18 protein-coding genes are annotated in these 20,895 nt (G+C 73.0%); 12 read left to right on the forward strand and 6 right to left on the reverse strand.

Annotated features, from left to right (window positions below):
* Positions 1 to 21: 21 nt before the first annotated feature.
* The gene (locus tag ACQPZO_RS23175; protein ID WP_433343920.1) at positions 22 to 3,093 is read right to left on the reverse strand and encodes a LuxR C-terminal-related transcriptional regulator; all 3,072 of its coding nucleotides are present in this window, start codon (positions 3,091 to 3,093) and stop codon (positions 22 to 24) included.
* A gap of 115 nt (positions 3,094 to 3,208) precedes the next feature.
* Between ACQPZO_RS23175 and ACQPZO_RS23180 the strand changes: the two genes are divergently transcribed.
* The 3 genes from ACQPZO_RS23180 to ACQPZO_RS23190 all read left to right on the forward strand — a co-directional run bounded on the left by ACQPZO_RS23180 (position 3,209) and on the right by ACQPZO_RS23190 (position 6,164).
* Complete coding sequence (locus tag ACQPZO_RS23180) at positions 3,209 to 3,715, forward strand: hypothetical protein (RefSeq protein WP_433343922.1); 507 nt, start codon at positions 3,209 to 3,211, stop codon at positions 3,713 to 3,715.
* A complete protein-coding gene (locus tag ACQPZO_RS23185; RefSeq protein ID WP_433343924.1) occupies positions 3,712 to 4,887 on the forward strand; it encodes an alcohol dehydrogenase catalytic domain-containing protein in 1,176 nt (391 codons plus the stop codon). The genes ACQPZO_RS23180 and ACQPZO_RS23185 overlap by 4 nt, the downstream gene beginning before the upstream one ends.
* A 92-nt stretch (positions 4,888 to 4,979) precedes the next feature.
* Positions 4,980 to 6,164, forward strand: coding sequence for a saccharopine dehydrogenase family protein (locus ACQPZO_RS23190; protein ID WP_433343926.1), 1,185 nt, complete (start codon positions 4,980 to 4,982; stop codon positions 6,162 to 6,164).
* A gap of 3 nt (positions 6,165 to 6,167) precedes the next feature.
* Here the strand turns inward: ACQPZO_RS23190 and ACQPZO_RS23195 are convergent, their stop codons facing one another.
* The gene (locus ACQPZO_RS23195) at positions 6,168 to 6,848 is read right to left on the reverse strand and encodes a lysophospholipid acyltransferase family protein (RefSeq protein ID WP_433343927.1); all 681 of its coding nucleotides are present in this window, start codon (positions 6,846 to 6,848) and stop codon (positions 6,168 to 6,170) included.
* Between the two features lie 86 nt (positions 6,849 to 6,934).
* On the opposite strand from ACQPZO_RS23195, the gene ACQPZO_RS23200 reads away from it, so the two are divergent.
* The 5 genes from ACQPZO_RS23200 to ACQPZO_RS23220 all read left to right on the forward strand — a co-directional run bounded on the left by ACQPZO_RS23200 (position 6,935) and on the right by ACQPZO_RS23220 (position 13,191).
* Positions 6,935 to 7,552 (forward strand): TetR/AcrR family transcriptional regulator, encoded by a 618-nt coding sequence (locus tag ACQPZO_RS23200; RefSeq protein ID WP_433343928.1) that lies wholly within the window; start codon positions 6,935 to 6,937, stop codon positions 7,550 to 7,552.
* Between the two features lie 46 nt (positions 7,553 to 7,598).
* Positions 7,599 to 8,657 (forward strand): MerR family transcriptional regulator, encoded by a 1,059-nt coding sequence (locus ACQPZO_RS23205; RefSeq protein ID WP_433351174.1) that lies wholly within the window; start codon positions 7,599 to 7,601, stop codon positions 8,655 to 8,657.
* A gap of 250 nt (positions 8,658 to 8,907) precedes the next feature.
* On the forward strand, positions 8,908 to 10,194 hold the full coding sequence (gene serS, locus ACQPZO_RS23210; RefSeq protein WP_433343930.1) for a serine--tRNA ligase: 1,287 nt from the start codon (positions 8,908 to 8,910) through the stop codon (positions 10,192 to 10,194).
* 554 nt (positions 10,195 to 10,748) lie between these two features.
* Complete coding sequence (locus ACQPZO_RS23215; RefSeq protein ID WP_433343932.1) at positions 10,749 to 12,194, forward strand: alpha-amylase; 1,446 nt, start codon at positions 10,749 to 10,751, stop codon at positions 12,192 to 12,194.
* An 82-nt stretch (positions 12,195 to 12,276) separates the two neighbouring features.
* On the forward strand, positions 12,277 to 13,191 hold the full coding sequence (locus ACQPZO_RS23220) for a L,D-transpeptidase (RefSeq protein ID WP_433343933.1): 915 nt from the start codon (positions 12,277 to 12,279) through the stop codon (positions 13,189 to 13,191).
* A gap of 17 nt (positions 13,192 to 13,208) precedes the next feature.
* Here the strand turns inward: ACQPZO_RS23220 and ACQPZO_RS23225 are convergent, their stop codons facing one another.
* Together ACQPZO_RS23225 and ACQPZO_RS23230 are read right to left on the reverse strand one after the other, a co-directional pair.
* Positions 13,209 to 13,463, reverse strand: a complete 255-nt coding sequence (locus ACQPZO_RS23225; protein ID WP_433343935.1) for a hypothetical protein — start codon at positions 13,461 to 13,463, stop codon at positions 13,209 to 13,211.
* The gene (locus ACQPZO_RS23230; protein ID WP_433343937.1) at positions 13,460 to 13,774 is read right to left on the reverse strand and encodes a DivIVA domain-containing protein; all 315 of its coding nucleotides are present in this window, start codon (positions 13,772 to 13,774) and stop codon (positions 13,460 to 13,462) included. The genes ACQPZO_RS23225 and ACQPZO_RS23230 overlap by 4 nt, the downstream gene beginning before the upstream one ends.
* A gap of 363 nt (positions 13,775 to 14,137) precedes the next feature.
* On the opposite strand from ACQPZO_RS23230, the gene ACQPZO_RS23235 reads away from it, so the two are divergent.
* The 4 genes from ACQPZO_RS23235 (at position 14,138) to ACQPZO_RS23250 (ending at position 17,269) form a co-directional block, all read left to right on the forward strand.
* Positions 14,138 to 15,016, forward strand: coding sequence for a helix-turn-helix domain-containing protein (locus ACQPZO_RS23235; protein ID WP_433343939.1), 879 nt, complete (start codon positions 14,138 to 14,140; stop codon positions 15,014 to 15,016).
* On the forward strand, positions 15,009 to 15,200 hold the full coding sequence (locus ACQPZO_RS23240; protein ID WP_433343941.1) for a DUF397 domain-containing protein: 192 nt from the start codon (positions 15,009 to 15,011) through the stop codon (positions 15,198 to 15,200). The genes ACQPZO_RS23235 and ACQPZO_RS23240 overlap by 8 nt, the downstream gene beginning before the upstream one ends.
* 214 nt (positions 15,201 to 15,414) lie before the next feature.
* Positions 15,415 to 16,725, forward strand: a complete 1,311-nt coding sequence (locus ACQPZO_RS23245; RefSeq protein WP_433343943.1) for a hypothetical protein — start codon at positions 15,415 to 15,417, stop codon at positions 16,723 to 16,725.
* Positions 16,726 to 16,738: 13 nt separating this feature from the next.
* Positions 16,739 to 17,269 carry a hypothetical protein gene (locus ACQPZO_RS23250; RefSeq protein ID WP_433343945.1) on the forward strand — a complete coding sequence of 177 codons (531 nt, stop codon included), beginning with the start codon at positions 16,739 to 16,741 and terminating at the stop codon, positions 17,267 to 17,269.
* Positions 17,270 to 17,413: 144 nt separating this feature from the next.
* Here ACQPZO_RS23250 and ACQPZO_RS23255 read toward each other — a convergent pair whose 3' ends face one another.
* Both ACQPZO_RS23255 and ACQPZO_RS23260 read right to left on the reverse strand, forming a co-directional pair.
* Positions 17,414 to 18,067 (reverse strand): hypothetical protein, encoded by a 654-nt coding sequence (locus ACQPZO_RS23255; protein ID WP_433343947.1) that lies wholly within the window; start codon positions 18,065 to 18,067, stop codon positions 17,414 to 17,416.
* A 670-nt stretch (positions 18,068 to 18,737) separates the two neighbouring features.
* Complete coding sequence (locus ACQPZO_RS23260; RefSeq protein ID WP_433343948.1) at positions 18,738 to 20,837, reverse strand: prolyl oligopeptidase family serine peptidase; 2,100 nt, start codon at positions 20,835 to 20,837, stop codon at positions 18,738 to 18,740.
* Positions 20,838 to 20,895 lie beyond the last annotated feature (58 nt).

Genomic DNA, 20,895 nt, shown 5'->3' on the forward strand with positions numbered 1-20,895 from the left:
CGACGCCGGGCCCCGCGAGGCTCAGATCAGGTGCAGCTCCCGGGCCCGGCGGACGGCCTCCCGGCGGCGGGTGGCGTCCAGCTTGCGGTAGATGTTGCGCACGTGCGTCTTGACCGTGTTGACCGACAGCGACAGCTCGCCGGCGATCTCCACGTTGGACAGGATGCTCTGCAGGTAGCGCAGGATGGTCAGCTCCCGCTCGGTGAGCGGCTCCTCCAACGCCCGCCCCGACGCCGGGGCCGGCCGATCGGTCGGCTCCTGGGCGCGGACCAGGTCGCTGACCGTCGGCCAGTGCGCCGTGCCGGAGTCGAGGTGGGCGGCGAGCAGGTCCCGCGCCCCCGGCTCGGCCCGGGTGAAGACCCGCCGGTACCCGTCCGGTTCGGCCAGCTCCAGCGCCCGCTCCAGCAGCCGCCCGGCCCGCCGCTCGTCGCCGGCCCGCCCGGCCAGCACCGCGTCGAGCAGCGCCGCGTCGAGGCGTACGGGCAGCGGCCAGGCGGCGGCGTCCGGGCCGTCCCAGTCCGGCAGGGCGTGCCCGGCGGCCCGCGCGTCCCCGGCGCGCAGCTCGACCCGGGCCAGCGCCACCGCCACCGCCGGCGCGGGCCCGTCCGGGTGGCGCAGCCCGTCGGCGAACAACTCCCGGGCGGTTCCCAGGTCGCCGTGGGCGGCCCGCAGCTCCGCCTCGGCGGCCAGCAGCCAGCCGGCGACCTCCCGCGCCCCGGCCGACCCCTGCCCCGCCCCGCCGAGGCGGTCCCGCGCCGCCGCGAGCAGACGCAGGCCGCCGGCCGGGTCACCCCGGTCGCGCAGCAGCTCCGCCCGGCACAGCGCGGCGAGCGCCGCGACCGGCGGCTCCCCGGCGTCGCCGGGGCCGCCGGGGGTGCCGATGCCGCCAGGAGTGCGGGGGTCGCCGGGTTCGCGGAGGGCACCGGGGGTGCCGGGAGCGCGGGGGTCGCCAGGTGCGCCCGGGGCGTCGCCGCCGGTGGCCGGGGCGGCCAGCGCCAGGTGCGCCGCCGCCTCGTCGGGCAGGTCCCGGTGCAGCGCCACCAGGGCCAGCGCCAGGTGGCCTTGGGCGCAGTCGACCCGGCAGGACCAGCCCTGGCAGGCCGGCAGGGCCAACGCCTCCCGGGCCGTCCGCTCGGCTGCCCGCAGCTCGCCGAGGGCCGCGTGCAGCAGGGCCGACCGGCTCGCGCAGAGCAGCTCGGTGCGGGGCCGGCCGCCCTCCCGGGCCGCCGTCAGCGCCGGCCCGAACTCGGCCGCCGCGCCGCGCAGGTCGCCCTCGGCGAGCGCGGCCAGGCCGAGCGCTGCGCCGGCCGTCGCCCGCACGTCGGCGTCGTCGGCCGCGCCGGTGCGCGGATCGTCCGCCGACCCGCCGGGGGTACGCGTGGCGAGCAGCCGGTGCGCCGCCCGGCGTACCTCGTCGTGGTCGCCGGCCAGCCGGGCCAGGGTGACCTCCAGCGCGGTGGCCAGCCGGCGGAACCGGTCCCGGCGCGGCACGGGCAGCGACCGGGCGTGAGCGGCGGCCCGGTGCAGCTGCGCGGCGGCGGCGGCCGGATCGCCGGCGTGGGTCCGCTCGGCGGCGGCGGCGAGCCCCAGCTCCGGGTCCCGCCGGACCGCCTCCTCCGGCGGCGCGGCCGGCGGCGGCCCGCCCGCGCCCTCGCGGTCGTACGGGACCAGCTCCGGCCAGCGGGTGACCAGCACCTCGGTGGCCCGGTCCCAGTGACCGGCGGCGAGGTCGTGCCGCAGCGCCTCGGCGGGGCGCCCGTGCCCGGCGTACCAGCCGGCCGCCCGCAGGTGCAGGTCGCGCAGCTCCTCGGCGGGCAGCCCGGCCAGCTCGGCCCGGAGCAGGTCAGCCAGCAACGGGTGGCAGCGGTACCAGGGCGGCCGGTTGTCGTCGCGACGCACGAATCCCCCGGTCGCGGCCAGCGCGGCGAGCACCGGCTCGGCGCCGGGGCGGCCGGTCAGCGCGTCGACCAGGTCGGCGCGGAACGCGTCGGCCACCGCGCCCCGGCGCAGGCAGTCCCGGGCCGCCCCGTCGAGCGGGTCGAGCACCTCCTCGCGCAGGTAGCCGGCGACGTCCGGCTGGTCCCCGCCGAACTGCTCCAGCCAGCGCACCGGGTCCGGCCGGTCCCGTACGGCCAGCGCGGCGAGCCGCAGCCCGGCCGCCCAGCCGGCGGTGCGCTCCCGCAGCCGGGGCACCACCGCCGCCGGCAGGTACACGCCGTGCGCGGTGAGCAGGTCCGCCACCTCGTCGTCGGTGAAGGCCAGCTCGTCGGGGCCGACGGTGGTCAGTTCCCCGGCCAGGCGCAGTCGGTGCAGGCCCGGCGGCAGGTCGGTGCGCGCCCCGACCAGCAGGCGCAGCCGCTGGCCCGCGTGGCGGAGCAGGAACTCCAGCCCCGTCAGCGCCGCCGGGTCGGCGATCCGGTGCAGGTCGTCCAGGACGAGCAGCACCGGGCTCTCCCGGGCGGCGAGCGCGGCGGCCAGCAGTTCGAGCTGGTCCGGGCGGGGCGGCGCGTCGGCCGGGGGCGGGGCGGGCGGGGGCGGCTGAGCCGGGTCGGGCCGCCCGTCGGTGGCAGCGCGCAGCGCCGCCGCCAGGTACGACCAGAGCCGCGCGCCCGTGTCGCCGGCCTCGACCGTCACCCACGCCGGGGCCGGCTCGACCGTGCGGGCCCAGGAGCCGAGCAGGGTGGTCTTTCCCCAGCCGGCCGGGCCGGAGACCAGGGTGACCGGGCCGGCCGTGCCTTCGTCCAGCCGGCGCAGCAGCCGGGGCCGGACCAGCACCGGCTCGGCCAGCGGGGCGGGGGCCAGCCGGGACGCCAACAGCGGCGGCGGTCCGCCCGCCCCGGCGCTCCCGGCGGCGGGACCCGGGACCGCGTCCCCGTCGTGGGTCCCCGGCCCCGTACTCGTGGCGGTGGGACCCGGGGCCGCGGCCCCGTCGTGGGTCCCCGGCTCGGCGCTCGGGGCGGCCACGACCGTGGCGTCCCAGTCGTGCTGCGGCATCCGGCCCCACCCCCACGGACGCGTCCACTTCCCCAGGTCGTGCGGCGGGCGGTTACCCGGCCCCGGCCGGTTCACCCCTTCGGGGGGAACCCGCTTCACCCGGCCGGCGGCCACCGTGGGGGCACGCGGGGGCCGGCCGCTCGTCCGCCGGCCCGGGTTCGCAGCGGCCCGCAGGCCGACGAGGGCCACCGACGACGAGGGGTGGGTGGGACGGATGGGACGCGGGACGCGGGGGGCGCGGGCGGTGGCCCGTACCGCCGGGGCGCTGACGGCCGGCGCGGTGACGGCGGCGCGGGCGCTGCGCGGACCTGGGCGGGCGGACCGGTCCCGCCCGGCGGGCCCCGGCGGCCGGGAGGACCGTTGGCAGGTGGTGACCGTCGACCGGCCGCCGGAGCGGGTGCTGCCGGGCGGGCGACGACCCGAACCGCTGCGCCGCCTCGGCGACGGGGTGGAGGTGACGCTGCGCCCGGCACCCGGCGGGCGGGGCACCGAACTGGCCGCCCGGCCGGCCGGCGGCGGCCCGCTCACCGGGCTGGCCGCCCACCTGGTCGGGAACGACCCCGGGCTGCTGATCCGGGAGACCCTGCGGCAGGTCAAGCAGCTCGCCGAGACCGGTGAGCTGCTCCGCCCGGACCGCTCCCCGCTGGACGGGCCGGCGCCACCGGCCGGGCCGGGCCGCCCCCCGTTCGACGGCCCGCTCGACGGGTCGGCACACGGATGAGGGCGCTCTGCTGGCTCGGCGCGGACGGCCTCGGGATGCGCGAGGTGCCCGACCCGGAGCTGCGCAACTCCGCCGACGCGATCGTCCGGGTGCGGCGCAGCGCCACCTGCGGGGAGGACTTGCCGCTGCTCGGCGGCCGGGGGCCGAGCCTCGCCGTCGGCGACGTGCTCGGGCACGAGTTCCTCGGCGACGTGGTCGAGGTGGGCCCCGGGGTGCGCCGGCACCGGGTCGGCGATCGGGTGGTGGTCTGCGCCGTCGTGGCCTGCGGGAGCTGCTGGTACTGCCGGCAGGGCCTGTACGCCTGTTGCGACAACGGCAGCACCGGGGCGGCTGTCGCCGAGCAGGCGTGGGGGCAGCCCACCGGCGGCTGCTACGGCCAGCCCCGCTCAGCCGGGGGCTTCGCCGGCGGCCACGCCGAGTACGTCCGGGTGCCGTACGCCGACGTCGGGGCGTTCGCCGTGCCCGACCCGGTGGACGACGACCGGGCCGTCTTCGCGTCCGACGCGGTGCCGACCGGCTGGCTCGGCGCCGAGCTGGGCGAGGTGCGCCCCGGCGACGTGGTGGCGGTCTGGGGGGCCGGGGCCGTGGGCCAGATGACCGCGCAGGCCGCCCTGCTGCGCGGCGCGGCCCGGGTGGTGGTGATCGACCGGTACCCCGACCGGCTGCGGTCGGCCGAGCGGCACGTCGGCGCGGAGACCCTCGACTACCTAGCCACCGACGTCGCGGCCGAGTTGCGCGAGCGCAGCGGCGGACGGGGTCCGGACGTCTGCGTGGAGGCGGTCGGGATGGCCTGGGGCGGCACGGGACCCCGATCCCTGGCCGACCTGTTCGCCGCCGCCGGGCGGGCCGGCGCGGTCCCGGACCGGCCGATCGCGCTCCGCGAGGCGGTGCACGCCTGCCGCAAGGGCGGCACGGTCGTCGTGCTCGGCACGTTCACCGGGTTCGTCGACACGTTCCCGCTCGGCGCGGTGATGCACAAGGGGCTGACCGTGCGCAGCTCCCGGCAGCACGGGCAGCGGTGGATCCCGATGCTGCTGGACCGGATGGCCCGTGGCGAGATCAACACCGGCCACCTGGCCACCCACCGCCTCCCCCTGGAGCAGGGCGCGCACGGCTACGACCTGTTCCGCGAGCGCGCCGACGGCTGCCTGCGCGCGGTCTTCACGCCCTGAGCCGTTCCCTGAGCCGTCCTCGGGAGCCGGCCGTCCTCGGGGGCGTCCTCGGGTGCCGGGCGGGGTGTCGGCCCGGGTGGGACACTCGCAGGATGCGTGAGGACCGGGCGTACGACGTCGTTCTGTTCGGGGCCACCGGGTTCACCGGGGGGCTCACCGCCGAGTACCTCGCCCGGCACGCGCCGGACGGGCTGCGCTGGGCGCTCGCCGGGCGCAACCCGGCGAAGCTGGCGGCCGTTCGGGACCGGCTGGCCGGCATCGACCCGGCGCTGGCCGGGCTGCCGCTGCTCACCGCCGACGTCACCGACCCGGAGTCGCTGCGCCGGGTCGCCGGCAGCGCCCGGGTGGTGGCCAGCACGGTCGGGCCGTACGTGCACCACGGCGAGCCGCTGGTCGCCGCGTGCGCCGCGGCCGGCACCGACTACCTCGACATCACCGGCGAGCCGGAGTTCGTCGACACGATGTACGTGCGCCACCACGCCGAGGCGGTGCGCACCGGGGCCCGGCTGGTGCACGCCTGCGGCTTCGACTCCGTCCCGCACGACCTGGGCGTCTGGTTCACCGTCAAGCAGCTCCCGGCGGACGCACCGATCACCGTGGACGGGTTCGTCCGGGCCGGCGGGAAGTTCTCCGCCGGGACGTACCACTCGGCGCTGACCGCGTTCTCACGTACCGCCGAGGCGAGCCGGGCGGCGCGGGAGCGCCGGGCCGTCGAGCCCCGGCCGGAGGGCCGCCGGGTCCGGGCGGTGCCCGGGAAGGTGGGCCGGTCGAAGGAGCTGGGCACCTGGGCCGTGCCGCTGCCGACCATCGACCCGCAGGTGGTCCGCCGGTCGGCGGCGGCCCGCCCGGAGTACGGCCCGGACTTCCGCTACCGGCACTTCGCCGCCGTGAAGCGGCTGCCGACGATCGTGCTCGGCGCGGCCGGGCTGGGCGGCCTCGTCGGGCTGGTCAAGCTCCCGCCGACCCGGCGCTGGTTGCTCGGCCGGCTCGCCTCCGGGCAGGGGCCGAGCCCGCAGCAACGGGCCAAGTCCTGGTTCCAGGTGCGGTTCCTCGGCTCGGGCGGCGGCCGGCGGGTGCTCACCGAGGTCTCCGGCGGCGACCCCGGGTACGACGAGACCGCGAAGATGCTCGGCGAGTCCGCGCTCTGCCTGGCCCTGGACGAGGGCCTGCCGGCCACCTCCGGCCAGGTGACCCCGGTGACCGCGATGGGCGACGCCCTGCTGGACCGGTTGACGCGGGCGGGGATGACGTTCCGGGTCCTGGACGCGCCCCGCTGAACGTCAGCCCGGCTCGTCGCCGGGCGGCGGGTTGTACGTGTGGGCCCGCTGCTGGCCGGAGAGGGCACCGATGGCGTCCATGATCTGGTCGGTCACCCGGCGACGGGCCGGGGCGGAGCCGGCGTTCCCCCGGTGTGCGGGGAACTCCAACACCGGGCCGAACCGGACCGCCGGCCGGGCGGCGCCGGGCAGCAGGGCCGCCGCCGACCCCAGCCGGGCCGTGCCGACCACCGCCACCGGCACCACGGGGGCGCCGGAGGCCATCGCCAGCCAGGCCACCCCGGTGCGCCCCCGGTGCAGCCGGCCGTCCCGCGAGCGGGTGCCCTCCGGGTAGATGCCGAAGGCGCCGCCCGCCTCCAGCAGCGCGAGGGCGGCATCGAGCGAGGACTGGAACTCGCGGTTGACGCCCCGCCGCACGGGGATGGCCCCGAGGCCCGCGAAGAACTGGCGGCGCAGCAGCCCGCCGGCACCGTGGCCCTCGAAGTACTCCGCCTTGGCCAGGAACGACACCGGGCGGGGCGCGGACAGCGGGATGAGCACACTGTCCTGGAAGGACAGGTGGTTGCTGGCCAGGATGACCGGGCCGGTGGCGGGCACGTGCGACGCCCCATCGATGCGGGGGTGCCAGGCCAGCCGCATCAGCGGTCGCAGCACGGCGCGGACGGTGGCGGGGGCTCGGGGCAAGGCACTCTCCTGAGTGAGGGGTCCCCCGCACTATAGCGACCGAACGTTCGGACGTTATTTCCTGCGCGCGTCGCTACACTCTCCCGATGAGTCCCCGCTCGTCCCTTGCCGACGCCGCCCGCACGCGCGCCGCCATCCTGGCGCACGGTGCCGCGGTCGCCTCGGTCGAGGGCCTCGCCGGGCTGACCATCGGCCGGCTCGCCGCCGACCTCGGCATGAGCAAGTCCGGGCTGCTCGGCCCGTTCGGCAACAAGGAGACCCTGCAACTCCAGGTGGTCGAGGCCGCCGCCGACGTGTTCTGGCGGGAGATCTGGGAACCGGTCGCGGACCGGCCGGCCGGGCTGCCGAGACTGGCCGCCGTCTGCGGCAGTTGGGTACGCCACCTCGCCCGTCCCGTCTACCCCGGCGGGTGCTTCTTCATCGCCGCCGCCAGCGAGTTCGACGACCGGCCGGGCCCGGTCCGCGACCTCGTCCTCGGGTACGCCGACCGCTGGCACCGCGAACTGCGGGGGCAGGCCCTGCGGGCCGTCGCCGACGGGGACCTGCCCGCCGACACCGACCCGGAGCAGCTGGTCTTCGAGCTGACCGGGCTGGCGCTGGCCCTGCACCAGGCGCTGCGGCTGCGCCAGGACGCGGGCGCGGTGCCGCGCGCCTGTCAGGGCATGGGGCGGCTGCTCGGCGTCCCGGTCCGGCCCCCGGCTTGACCCTCGACCAGGTTGAGGCAACAGGATCCTCGGTGTGGAGAGCGAACTGCGCAGCATCGGCGAGCTGGCCCGGGCCAGCGGGCTGACGATCAGCGCCCTGCGGTTCTACGACCGCTCTGGGGTGCTGGTGCCGGCCCTGGTCGACCCGGTGACCGGCTACCGCTGGTACGCCGACGACCAGGTTGCCCCGGCCCGCCTGGTGGCGGGGCTGCGCCGGGTCGGGATGCCGCTGGCGGAGATCGCCGCCGCCGTGCGGCACCGCGCCGAGCCGGCCGTGGTGCGCCGGCTGCTCGACGGGCACCTGCGCCGGCTGGAGGACGGCCTCGCCGATGCCCGCCGCGAGCTCTCCCGCGTCCGCGCCCTGATCGATCCCGAGGAGAACTCGATGACCACCGTTCTTGTCCTGTCCCGCGTCGACCTCGCCGCCGCGATCGACGCCGTCCGCTTCGCCGTCGGCGCCGACCCCGAGCTGCCGATGCTCTCGGCGGTCCTGTTCGAGGCGAACGACGACGGCGTACGCCTCGTCGCCACCGACCGGTACCGGCTGGCCGTGTCCCGGGTTCCCGGCCGGGTCGACGGGCCCGGAGCGCGGGCGCTCGCCCCGGTGGCCCTCGTGGACCGGATCCGCGCGCTGCTCGACACCGACGCCCCCGAGGCGCTGCTGCGGCTGGACGGGACGAGCGTCTCCGTCTCCGTCGCCGACGACGAGGTCTCCGACACGGTCCTGCCGTACGACTCCCCGGACTACGGGCGGCTGCTGCACGGGCACGTCGCGCCCGCGTACCGGATCGAGGTGGACGTGCCGGCGCTGCGCGCGGCGCTCGCGGGCGCGACGCCGGCCCTGGTCCGACACGAGGGCCTCGACGTACCGGTGACGGTGCTGGGCCTGGACGACGCGGGCGGGCTGCGGGTGCTCGACGGCGAGGCGCCCGCCGACCCGGGCGCGGTGCGGGTCGGGGTCAACGGGCGGTACCTGCTCGACGCCCTCGACGCGGGCGACCGGGGCCAGCTCGTGCTGGAGCTCGACGGCCCGATCGCCCCGCTGGCCGTGCGCCGACCCGACGACGCCGACGCGTTCTCGATCCTGATGCCGATCCGCCTGTGACCGCCCGGGCACCGACCCGCCTTCTTCCCTGATGCCGATCCGCCTGGCCGGCTTGACACCGATCCGCCTGACCGACGTGGCGCCGATCCGCCTTGCCGACGTGGCGCCGATCCGCCGGTGACCGCCCCGCCGGGGTCGTCGACCCGCGCGGCCCCGGCGGGCGGTCACAGGGCCGGGCCGGTGGCGCGGGGCGGCGACGGTAGCATCTGGGGGTTCCACCTGACCCCCGGACGGAGGCGTACGGAGCAGCATGCTCGACATGGAGTTGATCCGGAAGGATCGCGAGGCGGTGGCGACCGCGCTGGCGAAGCGACTGGATCCCGCCGAGGTCAACCGGGCGCTGGACGAGATCCAGCGGCTCGACCAGGAACGTCGCGCCCTCATCACGGAGATCGACGCCGAGCGGCAGCGCCGCAAGGCGGACGCCCGGGCGTACGCGGCGGCGAAGCGGGCCGGCACCACGCCGGAGAGCGTCGCCCCGGAGGCGGAGCGCAAGCAGCTCGCCGAGCTGGAGTCCCAGCTCGACAAGGTGCAGTCCCGGCTGCGCGACCAGATGAGCGAGCTGCCCAACCTGCCCGCCGACGACGTGGTCGCCGGTGGCAAGGAGGCCAACCGGGTCGTGAAGACCTTCGGCCAGCCGCCGGCCATCGAGAAGGTCCGCGACCACGTCGAGCTGTCCCGGTCGCTCGGCCTGGTCGACTACGAGCGGGGCGTCAAGCTCGGCGGCTCCGGCTTCTGGATCTACACCGGTCAGGGCGCGCGGCTGGAGTGGGCGCTGATCAACTGGTTCATCGACCGGCACGTCGCGGCGGGGTACGAGTTCCTCCTCCCGCCGCACCTCCTGCTGGACAGCGTCGGGTTCGCGGCCGGGCAGTTCCCCAAGTTCTACGACGACGTCTACCACCTGGACCGGGAGTCCGCCCCGCGCGGGCAGTTCCTGCTGCCCACGGCGGAGACGGCGCTGCTGGGCACGTATCAGGACGAAATCCTGGACACGACGAAGCTGCCGCTGAAGACGTTCGCGTACACCCCCTGCTACCGGCGTGAGTCGGCCGGGTCGCACTCGGACGAGCGGGGCACCGTGCGGGGCCATCAGTTCAACAAGGTGGAGATCTTCCAGTTCACCCTGCCTGAGCAGGCGGACGCGGCGCTGGAGGAGATGCTCGCCCACGCGGAGAGCCTGGTGGAGGGGCTGGGCCTGCACTACCAGCGCAGCCTGCTGTCGGCCGGCGACGCCAGCGCAGGGATGAAGAAGACCCTCGACATCGAGGTGTGGATGCCGAGCACCGGGAAGTACAAGGAGGTGTCGTCGGTCTCCTGGGCCGGCGACTACCAGGCCCGTCGGGCGGCGATCCGGTACCGGGAGCCGGGCGGCAAGCAGACCCGGTTCGTGCACACCCTCAACGGTTCGGCGCTGGCCACCAGCCGGCTGTTCCCGGCGATCCTGGAGCAGTTCCAGCAGCCCGACGGCTCGGTGCTGGTGCCAGAGGTGCTCCGCGACCGGATCGGCACCGACCGCCTCACCCCCCTCCGCTGACGCCCTTTCACTGACGCCCTTTCACTGACGCCCAAGCCGGGGCGGAACCCCACCGCCCCGGCCCCGGCCCCGGCCCCGGCCCACGCCCTCCTCTGCCCTACCCCGCGCCCCGTGGCCCGTGGCCCTACCCGCACCCTGCGGCCCTGCCCCGCACCCCGTGGGCCCTGCCCCGCACGCCCCACCCTGCCCCGCACCCCGCACCCCGCACCCCGCGGCCCGCACCCCGCGGCCCTGCCCCGCGCCGCCGCCCCCGCTGATCTTGCACTTTGGGCCCACTAGAAGGGCGTCATGCGGCATTTGTCGGGGCCGCAACTGCAAGATCGCGGGACTCAGGAGTGCCCGAGCGGCGCAGGCCGGTCGGCCAGGGCGGCGTCGAACCGCCCCTAGGCGGGCCACCGGCAGCGTCCGGCACAGTGATACATGTCCATGTATTGACAGTCTGCGCAACGCGCTTGTAACATTTCCGGAAATTTCAGCGCGACTTGCAGGATTCCGGCAGTCGGCCCTTCCCCCGTCGTGCGCCGCCGCTCCCCCGATCCCCGTCAGGAGTTCCGATGCATCGACGCCGATGCCGCTCGGCGGTCCTCGCCCTCGGCGTGATCGCCAGCCTGCTCGTCCCGACCATCGTGACGGCACCCCCGGCCGTCGCGGCCCCGTCCGGCGGCAAGAAGGTCATCGCCAACCTGTTCGAGTGGAACTGGCCCTCGGTGGCTAGCGAGTGCACGAACGTCCTCGGCCCGAAGGGGTACGGCTACATCCAGGTCTCCCCGCCCCAGGAGCACGTCCGGGGCAACCAGTGGTGGGTGGCGTACCAGCCGGTCAGCTACCGCATCGAGTCCCGCAAGGGCACCCGGGCGCAGTTCCAGTCCATGGTGAACACCTGTCACACCGCCGGGGTGAAGGTGATCGTGGACGCCGTCGTCAACCACATGTCCGGGCAGGACGCCGGCGGCACCGGCTGGGCCGGTTCGTCGTACGGCCACTACGACTACCCGGGGATCTACCAGACGCAGGACTTCCACCACTGCGGGCGCAACGGCGGCGACGACATCGCCAACTACAACGACCGGTACGAGGTGCAGAACTGCGAACTGGTCAACCTCTCGGACCTGAAGACCGAGTCGGAGTACGTCCGGTCGAAGCTCGCCGGATACCTGAACGACCTGCTCTCCCTCGGCGTGGACGGGTTCCGGCTGGACGCCAGCAAGCACATGCCGGCCGCCGACATCGCCGCCATCAAGGGCAGGCTCTCCCGCTCGGCGTACCTCGTGCAGGAGGTCATCCACGGCGCGGGTGAGCCGATCCAGCCGCCGGAGTACACCGGCAACGGCGACGTGCACGAGTTCCGCTACGGCAAGGACCTCGCCCGGGTGTTCCGCGGCGAGAAGCTGGCGTACCTAAAGAACTTCGGCGAGGGGTGGGGCCACCTGCCCAGCGGCTCGGCGGCGGTCTTCGTGGACAACCACGACACCCAGCGCGAGGGTGGCGTGCTGACCTACCGCGACGGTGGGATCTACGCGCTGGCCAACGCCTTCATGCTGGCCTGGCCGTACGGCTCTCCGACGGTGATGTCCAGCTACACCTTCAGCAACCGGGAGGCCGGCCCGCCCTCGGACAGCGGCAACAAGACCCGGAACACCACCTGCTACTCCGGCTGGGAGTGCGAGCACCGTTGGCGGGTGGTGGCCAACATGGTCGCATTCAACAACGCCACCCAGGGCGCGGACGTCGCCAACTGGTACGACAACGGCAACAACCACATCGCGTTCAGCCGCAGCGGCAAGGGCTACCTGACGGTCAACGACGAGGACGGCGCGGTCAACGGGCGCTCCTACTACGCCGGGCTGCCCGCCGGCCGGTACTGCGACGTCATCCACGGCGACTTCTCGGGCGGGGCGTGCAGCGGCCCGGTGATCACCGTGGACGCGGGCGGCTGGTTCGCCGCGAGCGTCCCGGCCCACGACGCGGTAGCCATCCACGTCGGCGCCAAGCTGAGCTGAGCCGAGCTGAAGTGAGGGCCCTATCCGGGCGCATTTCGCACAGGAGGGGGCCTAACCCAGGACAGGTGGTTACAGTGCATTTGTGCTGTTTGCCCGATTGACCTCGCGGTGGGTGTTCGGCTGGCTGGCTGTCGCGCTCGGCGTACCGCTGCTGCTGGCCGCCGCGGTGCTCGCCGGCCGGGCCGTGACCCCCGACCCGGTCCGCCCAGCGCCCCCGCCCGCCGCCGAGCCGACCGGGAACGCCCCGCCCACCGAGGACGCCGCCCCCACCGACGAGCCGGTCCCGGCGGCGGCCCCCGCGCCCGCCACCCTGCCGGTCGTCGACTACGACCCGGCGCCCGCCGGCTTCCCGGCCGATCCCCGCCCGCTGGACGCCACCCCGCTCACCGAGGGGCTGCGGCCGAGCCGGAACGTCGCCGCCTACGACGCACCCGGCGGCCGGCCGCTGGCCTTCCTCGCCCCCACCATCAACGGCGTCAAGCTGACCGTGCCGATCGTCGAGCGCCGGACCGGCTGGACGGCGGTGCTGCTGCCCTCGGCCAACCGGCGGCTCGCCTGGCTGCCACCCGGCGACGACCGCAGTGTCGTGCCGCTGCGCGACCAGATCGTGGTGGAACGCCGACAGCACCGGCTCACCTGGTACCGGGACGGTCGGGCGAAGAAGTCGTGGCCGGTCAGTCTCGGCATGCCGGGCCAGTCCACCCCGCTCGGCCGCACCTTCGTCCTCGGCCGCACACCCCCGCCCGAGGCGGTGTACGGCGGCGTGGACGTCTACGCCCTCGGCGCAGTCCCCGACGACCCGGACGCCGTACCGGCCGGGCTCCGCGGCGCGCACATCGGCGTGCACAGCTGGCACAACGACGACACCCTCGGCGAGGACGTCACCAACGGCTGCATCCGGTTGACCCGCAGCGGCCAGCGCCAACTTCTCGCCGAGGTCCCGCCCGGCACCGGCGTACTGGTGGTCGACGCCCTGCCCACTCCCCCGACCGCCTGACGCCACCGGAGCCGCACTCACCGCAGCCTCGGCCGGCGGGAGCACTCGCCGTCGTGGTCGGGCCGGAGCAGGCACCGCCGGCCGCCGGGCAGGAGCCGGTCGCAGAAGACCCAGTGGCGTACGTTCTGGTCGTCCTCGGCCGACACGGTGGTGCCTCCCGGTTCGCTCTGCGGCAGAACGTGCGTCCATTGCGCCACCACCCGGGCGATCCTCTGGGCGGAGACCAGGTCGTTGGCGACCACCGGCAGGTGGATGACGAAGCGTTCGCTCACCGGCCCCACTCCCGCTCGTTGCGGGTGTGCGCCCGCTCGGACCGCAGGTGACACAGCGCGAGCTTGATCCGGCTGACCTCCCGCCGGCTCTGCGAGAGCGCGTCGTAGACGGCGGCCAGATCACCGGCAACCCGGTCGAGAAACTCCCCCACCTCCTGCGGATCGAGCCCGCGCCGGCCAAGCAGGGTGGGCCGGAACCGCTGCTCGCGCACCTGCCAGGGCAGCAGCGGGCGGTACGCGGCCGAGCGCTGGCCGGCCGGCCCGTGGACCGCCCGCTGGCGACGGCGGACACGCCGGAGGAAGACACGCATGACAGGACCTGCCTCTCGTCGAGATTGACCTGTGGAAGGGCGGGCCCACCGGCCCGCCGCGCACCGGCGGACCCACCCCGGCACCTACCGCCGCAGCCTTCGATCAGCGGTACGGCAGCAGGGCGCACATGGCCACTGAGCAGCAAAAACTCCACATTGGCCGCAGAGGCGGTGAAGCACCGCGTCACCTCAATTGCAACATCTCAACAGCGATGCCTGGGAAGCGAGTCAACTTCAGTCGAGTACACGCCGTGACGTGTCTATTGCTTATTAGGCAGGGGCACGGTTCAATTGGACGCGCGGCTGTCGACGAATTACGAAAAGCGGAGGCGAAGAGTGTCACGAACAGTTACCGCATCGACGATGTTGCGGCGACAGATCGGGCGCAAGTTCGAGTCGCTTCGCAGGGCGGCAGGGCTGACGATGGAACAGGCCGCCGAGCGGCTGGACCGGGCACGTGCGACGCTGCACCGGATCGAGAACGGTGCGGAGCACGTCCGTTTCCGGCAGGCCGACGTGCAGCAGATGCTCGACCTCTACGGCGCTTCCGCCGAGGACAGTGAGTTGCTTCTCGCGATGACGGCGGCCACCCGGGAGAACAAGAACTGGTGGCACGACTACATCGGCTCCGGCCTTCCGCGCTGGTTTCAGCTCTACATCGGACTGGAAGCCGGGGCATCGAACATTCGGCAGTACGAGGCGGAGTTGGTTCCCGGTCTACTCCAGACCCGTGCCTACGCGGAGCAGGTCTTCAAACTCCCCAGCGGCGGGATCGACACCAGCGACAACGAGACACATCAACGCGCCGTCCAACTCCGGGTGGAGCGACAGGCGCTGCTCACACGGTTCTCCCCGCCACAACTCAGCGTGATTATCAACGAGGCCGTGCTACGCCGCCCTGTTGGTAACAACGCGATCATGGCTGAGCAGCTTCACCAGATCATCAAGGCTGCAGAGTTACCCAACGTAACCGTCCAGGTGATGAATTTTTCTGCCGGACTGCACGCCGGGATGACGGCTGGGGGCTTCTCGATGCTGGAGTTCCCGCAGGACGGCAACGGCAGGGAGACAGAGCCGCCGGTGGCCTATCTGGAATCTGCGACGGGGGCGATCTACCGCGACAAGCCGCACGAGACGGTTGTCTATGATGCCATCTGGGCCGACATGACGGGCCGTGTCCTCAACGAGTCCCGGTCAACGAGCCTAATCCAGCAAGTCGCAGAGGAGTACTCCCGTGCCTGACCTAACCAGTGCCGTCTGGCGCAAGTCGAGCCGCAGCAACGCTGGCGGCAACTGCGTCGAGGTCGCCGACAACCTCCCAGACGTCGTCGGGCTCCGCGACAGCAAGGACCCAACCGGCCCGGTGTTGACCTTCGCCCCGAAAGCCTGGGGCACCTTCGTTCAAGGCGTCAAGGCGAGTCGCTGACCGTCGGCCGTGCCGCCTCCAAAGCAGTTCGGAGGCGGCACGCTGATCTCGCACCACCGAACTATGCCTTCGGCATCTGGACCGGGCTCGGGTGCAGATGCGAGCACACAGGCATTCGTCCCACCTGCGTGGGCCGCCTGCGATAGTACGAACGGCTCACATGTATATCTGATGTGATCTGTGTATCTAGGTGCTCGGGTGACAGCATTCATGGGTGGCGTCCTCATCGTTCGTTAACGGCCAGCCGCCAGCGCTTTCGACGCCTGGGATCTACGAGGTCGAGTCAAGTTGGAAGCTGGCCGATCAGGTCAGCGAGAAGTTTTTCCACAAGACGCAGCGCATGGTGCAGATCCATCCAGTTCCGGAACTGGAGGCTGGCGCGACGGAGCGCAACGTCCGTCCCATGGAACTGCTGCTCGGTCTGGGTAAGACGACAAGCGCGCTGCCAGGGCTTCATGTGGCAGGTGCAGCCGGGCTGCCTGGGCTCACCGCGCTCCGCACCGCCAGTCGCTGGGCAATCATCCGTTACCTGTGGGCGTTCGCGGAAGCCCGGCCTGATCTTCGGCTCTCGGCGCTGACGAACCAGGTCAGAAAGCACCAGCGCTCCCTCTTCTCGGAGCATTTCGGGATCGCCATCGCGACGGACCTGGTAGAGCAGCTCATACTCACCGAACCCGCCCGCCTGGTGGACGCGGACGCGGTAAGTTACGACGCCGTCCTCGGCCCAGCAATGGGTGGCTTGGGGTCTCACAAGCCGGACTACTTCTGGTACAACATGCGCGGGCGGAACTTGACCGATGTGGTGGTTCTGGAAGCCAAGGGGAACAGCTCAGGCCGACCATTGAGCATCCTTCAACTGGCCCGCGGCGTCGAGCAGGTACTCGTTCCAAAGGCCATCCCGGGCGCTCGTATGCGACGGATCGTGATCGGTGCCTGCTTGGCTGGCGGAAGGATCAAAGGCTATGCCTTGGAGGTGGGCGAGACTGATGACGAGACCCGCGAAGACATCGCGGTGGCCCTCGCCAGGGAGGAGGCAGGGGTTAGGTCTCGCTACAAGGATCGTGAGATGTCAAGCTGGATCTCGCCCGCCAGTTTCACTGCCCCCGTCGACCGCGAAGAGGTGGTAAGTGAGGTTGAAGATCTTGATCGAGCGCGCCTCTTCGCCTTCGCTGGATTGCCCCCGGAACCAGCAGAACCGCTGCTTCAAGCAGACCGTCAAGCCCTCGGCGCGCTGGATGTCGTTGACTCCGACGACACCTCCTACTGGTGTGAAACTTCCCTGATCAACCTCGGTGGTCGCTACCTGAGCGTGCGGACCGGTGTAGCCGAAGACTTCCTCTCCAGGTCCGATGATGCCGAAGCCGATCTTGCCTCTGAGCGACGCCGCGCTCGTTATGCCGAACGGCGTCCAGGAAGGAATTCCTATGTCCTCAGGCCCGGCAGATCGCGGAGCCGACCCCAGGAAGAACTGGCCGTCGTGACGTCGTCAGACGGTTGCATGCTGTCAGTCTCTCTACTCAATTAATCAGGAGAAGTCGATGACCGGTCTTGAGAAAAGTTCAGCCCGAGCGGGTGCCCACGATCGACGGTCCTGGCGGCTACGCGCATGGAACGATCCAGGCATCGAGCAACGCTTCCTCAAGGACAGCTTCATTGCTATCGGGGGCGACGACATGCCGAGTTTGCTCCAATGGCCGGGCGATCTGGTTGTGCTTCGAACGCTGAAGACAGCCCACCCCGACCGTGGCGACAGAGCCCTGCGGAACTTTCTACGCTATTGGCAGGTCTTTCGCCTGCACATGAGGGCGGGCGACGTGGTTGTCGTGCCGTTGACCGGCTCTCGCGCTGCCATCGGTGAAGTGACGGCGGACTACGGGTATGCCGAGGATGCAACCGAACCACGACTACACCATTGGCGACCCGTGGCATGGCTCGGCGTGGTACGCCGTGACGCACTCGACCGTGACCTCCGCCGAGTGGTCAACGCCCCCGGAACGGTCTGTCTCTTCCGCGCACCCGCAGCAGCCGAACGCCTCGTGGCATTCGCACAGAGTGACCCGTCAGGATAGTGACGGCCATGCCAGAGCCATTGGTAGCCCTACCAGGTGGTCACCTCGTCGAGCCGACCGAGTACCACCCGTCCGACGAGGCTGGGCGGCATTGGCTTCGCGCGGCGCCGCCGTCATGCGCACCGCCCTGGACGAGGTGAGCGGTCACCCGCCCTCGCCACAATCGCCCGCCGACTCTCGCGTTCCATCCACCTCCAAGGCGCTCTGCCACCGAATGGCGTTGGGGGGCGCTCCTTTGTCGCGCTCCAGCCCGTCGGAACTCAGGAGCCAAGGGCCGGTCGGGTCGGTGAACTGCAGCTCCACCGCGGGAGGGTGGTTGATCCAGAGCGCCATATCTACATCTTGGGAGAGGGGCGGCAGGTCAATCGTGAGGATCACGCACGGCGGGGCGGCCGGCACGTTGTAGATATGAGGCACAGGCGTCCCTGGTTTCTGAGTAGGCGTCACGCGCATCCCTATGCCCCGGATCGGCACGGGCGACCGGTTCTGCACCTTGAAGCGCCCGGGGCCCAGCCTGGTCCCCGCAGGTCTCACCCACCAGTAGGCCACCCGGGCGGCGTATCTCTGCTCGAAGCGTCCACGCTCCAGCTGGGCCATCTCGATCTGGGAGCGGTTGATCTCCTGCTGGTCCCTGTACGTGACGGTCGCGATCACCAGCGCCGGGATCGCGACTATCACCGTGACAAAACTCGACAACGCCTGCATCCAGTCGGTGGCCCTCGCCCGCTCCGGCGGCTGCCCCGGTCGCTGGCGCCGGGCCGGCAGGATCCGGCGCCGCGGCCGCTGTCGAATCACCATTTGCCCACCCCCGACTCCCAGACTGACCCTCCATAATGGCCTTTGGCCGCCACGGCCATCGCGGCAAGCGTCAGCGCCCGGTCCCCGTCGGACCGCTGACGCTTTCCTGGTCGACCACGCTGACGTCTTTCGTCGAGCCCTTGATCATTTTTGCCGTCCCTTCGGGCGCCGCCTGTCGGCACTCCTGTCTCATCGCTGGCTTGAAAGTTCGGGCTCGCTTCACAGGATCGACCGGGCGTGATCTGCGCCACCTTGCGGCGGGTGTGGTCGCCGACGGGCGGCTGCACCCCGGTCGTCGGGGCGTCGGCCGGGCCCGTTGGCGAGGCGACGGACTGACCCCCGCCCTACATCGACTTCGCTAGCCGGCCCGCACCGCCCTGCTCGGCTAGGCTGCGCCGGCCGGGTTGGCGTAGGAGGCGATCGACTGTCCGGAGAAAGGGTCACCGGCGTGGCAGCACTATGTGCGCACTGAGCAGCCGGGTCGCGTCCTGCTCCGAAAGCACGTCCAGTACGGCACGGATGGCACCATCCCGGACGGCCAGCTCAGAGAACCGACTGCGGCTCGTGATAAGTCACCATGCAGCTCGGTGTGGTGCCGGCCGCCGCGCACCGGCGGCCCTGCCGCGGCCGCTCAGCGGGAGAGAGGCGTTCACCGCCCGGAGGAGTCGGTCTACGCCCTGAGCCCCGCCTCCGCCGCGCCGGTCGCCGGCCGCTGGTGCGGCACGGTCGGACGTGCCTCCCCGCTCAGGTTGCGCCACAGGAACTCCAGCGTCAGCGCCCAGACGAAGGCGCGTTGCGCATTGTTCGCCGCCGCGCCATGCCCGCCCTCGACGTTCTCGTAGTACGCCACCTCGTGCCCGTGCTCGCGCAGCCGGGCCGCCATCTTGCGGGCGTGCCCCGGATGCACCCGGTCGTCCCGGGTGGAGGTGACGAACAGGGCCGGCGGATACGGCGGGTCGCTACGGACGTTGTGGTAGGGCGAGTACCGGCTCAGGTAGGCCCAGTCGGTCGGCTCGTCCGGGTCGCCGTACTCGGCCATCCACGAGGCGCCGGCCAGCAGCCGGTGGTAGCGCCGCATGTCCAGCAGCGGGACGTGTGCGACGACCGCCCCGAACAGCTCGGGGTAGCGGGTCAGCATTACCCCGGTCAGCAGGCCGCCGTTGCTGCCGCCCTCGATGCCGAGTCGCGCCGGCGTGGTGATCCCCCGGGCGACCACGTCGGCCGCCACCGCCGCGAAGTCCTCGTACGCCCGGGGCCGGTCCTCCCGGAGCGCGGCCCGGTGCCACGCGGGGCCGTACTCGCCGCCGCCCCGGATGTTCGCCACCACGTAGGTGCCGCCCCTGGCCAGCCACCCCCGGCCGATGATGCCGCTGTAGTGCGGGGTCAGGGAGATCTCGAAGCCGCCGTACCCGGTGAGCAGGGTCGGGCCGTCGGCCGCGTCCGGGTCGCCCACCACGAAGTACGGCACCCGCGTTCCGTCGGCCGAGGTGGCGAAGAACTGCCGTTCCGCCAGGCCCTCCCCGGCGAAGAACGTCGGTGCCCGTTTGAGCGTCTCGACCGTGCCACCGACCCGGCCGAGCCGCAGGGTCGCCGGTTCCCGGAACCCCTCGGACACGAGCAGGTAGTCGTCGCCGGTGTCGCGGTCGGTCTCCACCAGCCGGCTGTGGCCGGACTCCGGTACGCCTGGCAGCGGCTCCCGCCGCCAGCCCGTCGCGTCGGGGGTCAGCACCTCCAGCCGGCTCCGCACGTCCGTGAGGGTGGCCAGGATGAGATGGTTGCGGGTCCACGCGTGGCCGCCCAGCGCGGTGCGGTCGTCTGGCCTGAACAGCACCGCCAGGTCCCGCCCACCGGCGAGGAACGCGTCGAACCGGGCCGCCAGCAGTGCGCCCGCCGGATGGGTGACGCCCTCGACCGTCCACGGCGAGCGCAGCCCGATCACCAGCCACTCCCGGTGCACGTCCCACCGGGCGTCGTCCGGCACGCCGATCCGCTGCCGCTCACCCTCCCGCGTCAGCAGGAAGCTCTCCCTGCGGTAGAAGTCCAGGTCCCGGACCAGGAAGGTGCGTTCGAACCCGGGCGTGCAGTCGTACGAGGCGTGGGCGGCGACGTCGTCCACCTGCCCCTCGAAGACGACCTCGGCCGCCGACAGCGGCGTGCCCCGCCGCCATCGTTTGGCCACCCGGGGATAGCCGGAGGTGGTCAGCGAGCCCGGCCCGAAGTCGGTGGCCACGTAGATGTGGTCGGCGTCGATCCAGCAGACCGTGCTCTTGGCCTCGGGAAGCGTGAAGCCGCCCTCGACGAAGGTGCGGCCGACCAGGTCGAACTCGCGCACCACGAGCGCGTCGGAGCCGCCTCGGGACAGGCTGACCAGGCAGCGCTCGTACCCGGGGCGCAGCACCGTCACACCGTCCCAGACCCAGTTCTCGCCCTCCTCGGCGGCCAGGGCGTCGAGGTCGAGCAGCACGTCCCACTCGGGCTCGGGCCGGCGGTACTGGTCGAGGGTGGTCCGCCGCCACATCCCCCGCGGATGCGTCGCGTCGGTCCAGAAGTCGTAGTAGAAGCGGTCCCCGCGCCACCCGGGGTAGGGGATGCGGTCGTCCGAGTCGAGCACCTGCCGGATCTCGGCCCGCAGGGCGTCGAACCGCCCGTCCCCGGTCAGCGCGGCCAGCGTCTCCGCGTTGCGGTCCCGCACCCATCCGGCGGCGTCCGGTCCGTCCAGGTCCTCCAGCCAGAGGTACGGGTCGTCATGCTCATCAATCAGCCTCGCCACGTTGTCACTATCCCCGACGGGGTCAACCTGGCCGGAGAACCGGGCCACCGGCCGGGGC

This window comes from Micromonospora sp. CA-111912, from assembly GCF_050948415.1.
Classification (GTDB): Bacteria; Actinomycetota; Actinomycetes; order Mycobacteriales; family Micromonosporaceae; genus Micromonospora.

Bases quoted from the DNA above. Each gene is read 5' to 3' on its own strand.
- ACQPZO_RS23180 (WP_433343922.1), top strand. From the start codon at position 3,209: ATGGGACGCGGGACGCGGGGGGCGCGGGCGGTGGCCCGTACCGCCGGG.
- ACQPZO_RS23185 (WP_433343924.1), top strand. From the start codon at position 3,712: ATGAGGGCGCTCTGCTGGCTCGGCGCGGACGGCCTCGGGATGCGCGAG.
- ACQPZO_RS23190 (WP_433343926.1), top strand. From the start codon at position 4,980: ATGCGTGAGGACCGGGCGTACGACGTCGTTCTGTTCGGGGCCACCGGG.
- ACQPZO_RS23200 (WP_433343928.1), top strand. From the start codon at position 6,935: ATGAGTCCCCGCTCGTCCCTTGCCGACGCCGCCCGCACGCGCGCCGCC.
- serS (WP_433343930.1), top strand. From the start codon at position 8,908: ATGCTCGACATGGAGTTGATCCGGAAGGATCGCGAGGCGGTGGCGACC.
- ACQPZO_RS23215 (WP_433343932.1), top strand. From the start codon at position 10,749: ATGCATCGACGCCGATGCCGCTCGGCGGTCCTCGCCCTCGGCGTGATC.
- ACQPZO_RS23230 (WP_433343937.1), bottom strand. From the start codon at position 13,774: ATGCGTGTCTTCCTCCGGCGTGTCCGCCGTCGCCAGCGGGCGGTCCAC.
- ACQPZO_RS23235 (WP_433343939.1), top strand. From the start codon at position 14,138: ATGTTGCGGCGACAGATCGGGCGCAAGTTCGAGTCGCTTCGCAGGGCG.
- ACQPZO_RS23250 (WP_433343945.1), top strand. From the start codon at position 16,739: ATGACCGGTCTTGAGAAAAGTTCAGCCCGAGCGGGTGCCCACGATCGA.
- ACQPZO_RS23255 (WP_433343947.1), bottom strand. From the start codon at position 18,067: ATGGTGATTCGACAGCGGCCGCGGCGCCGGATCCTGCCGGCCCGGCGC.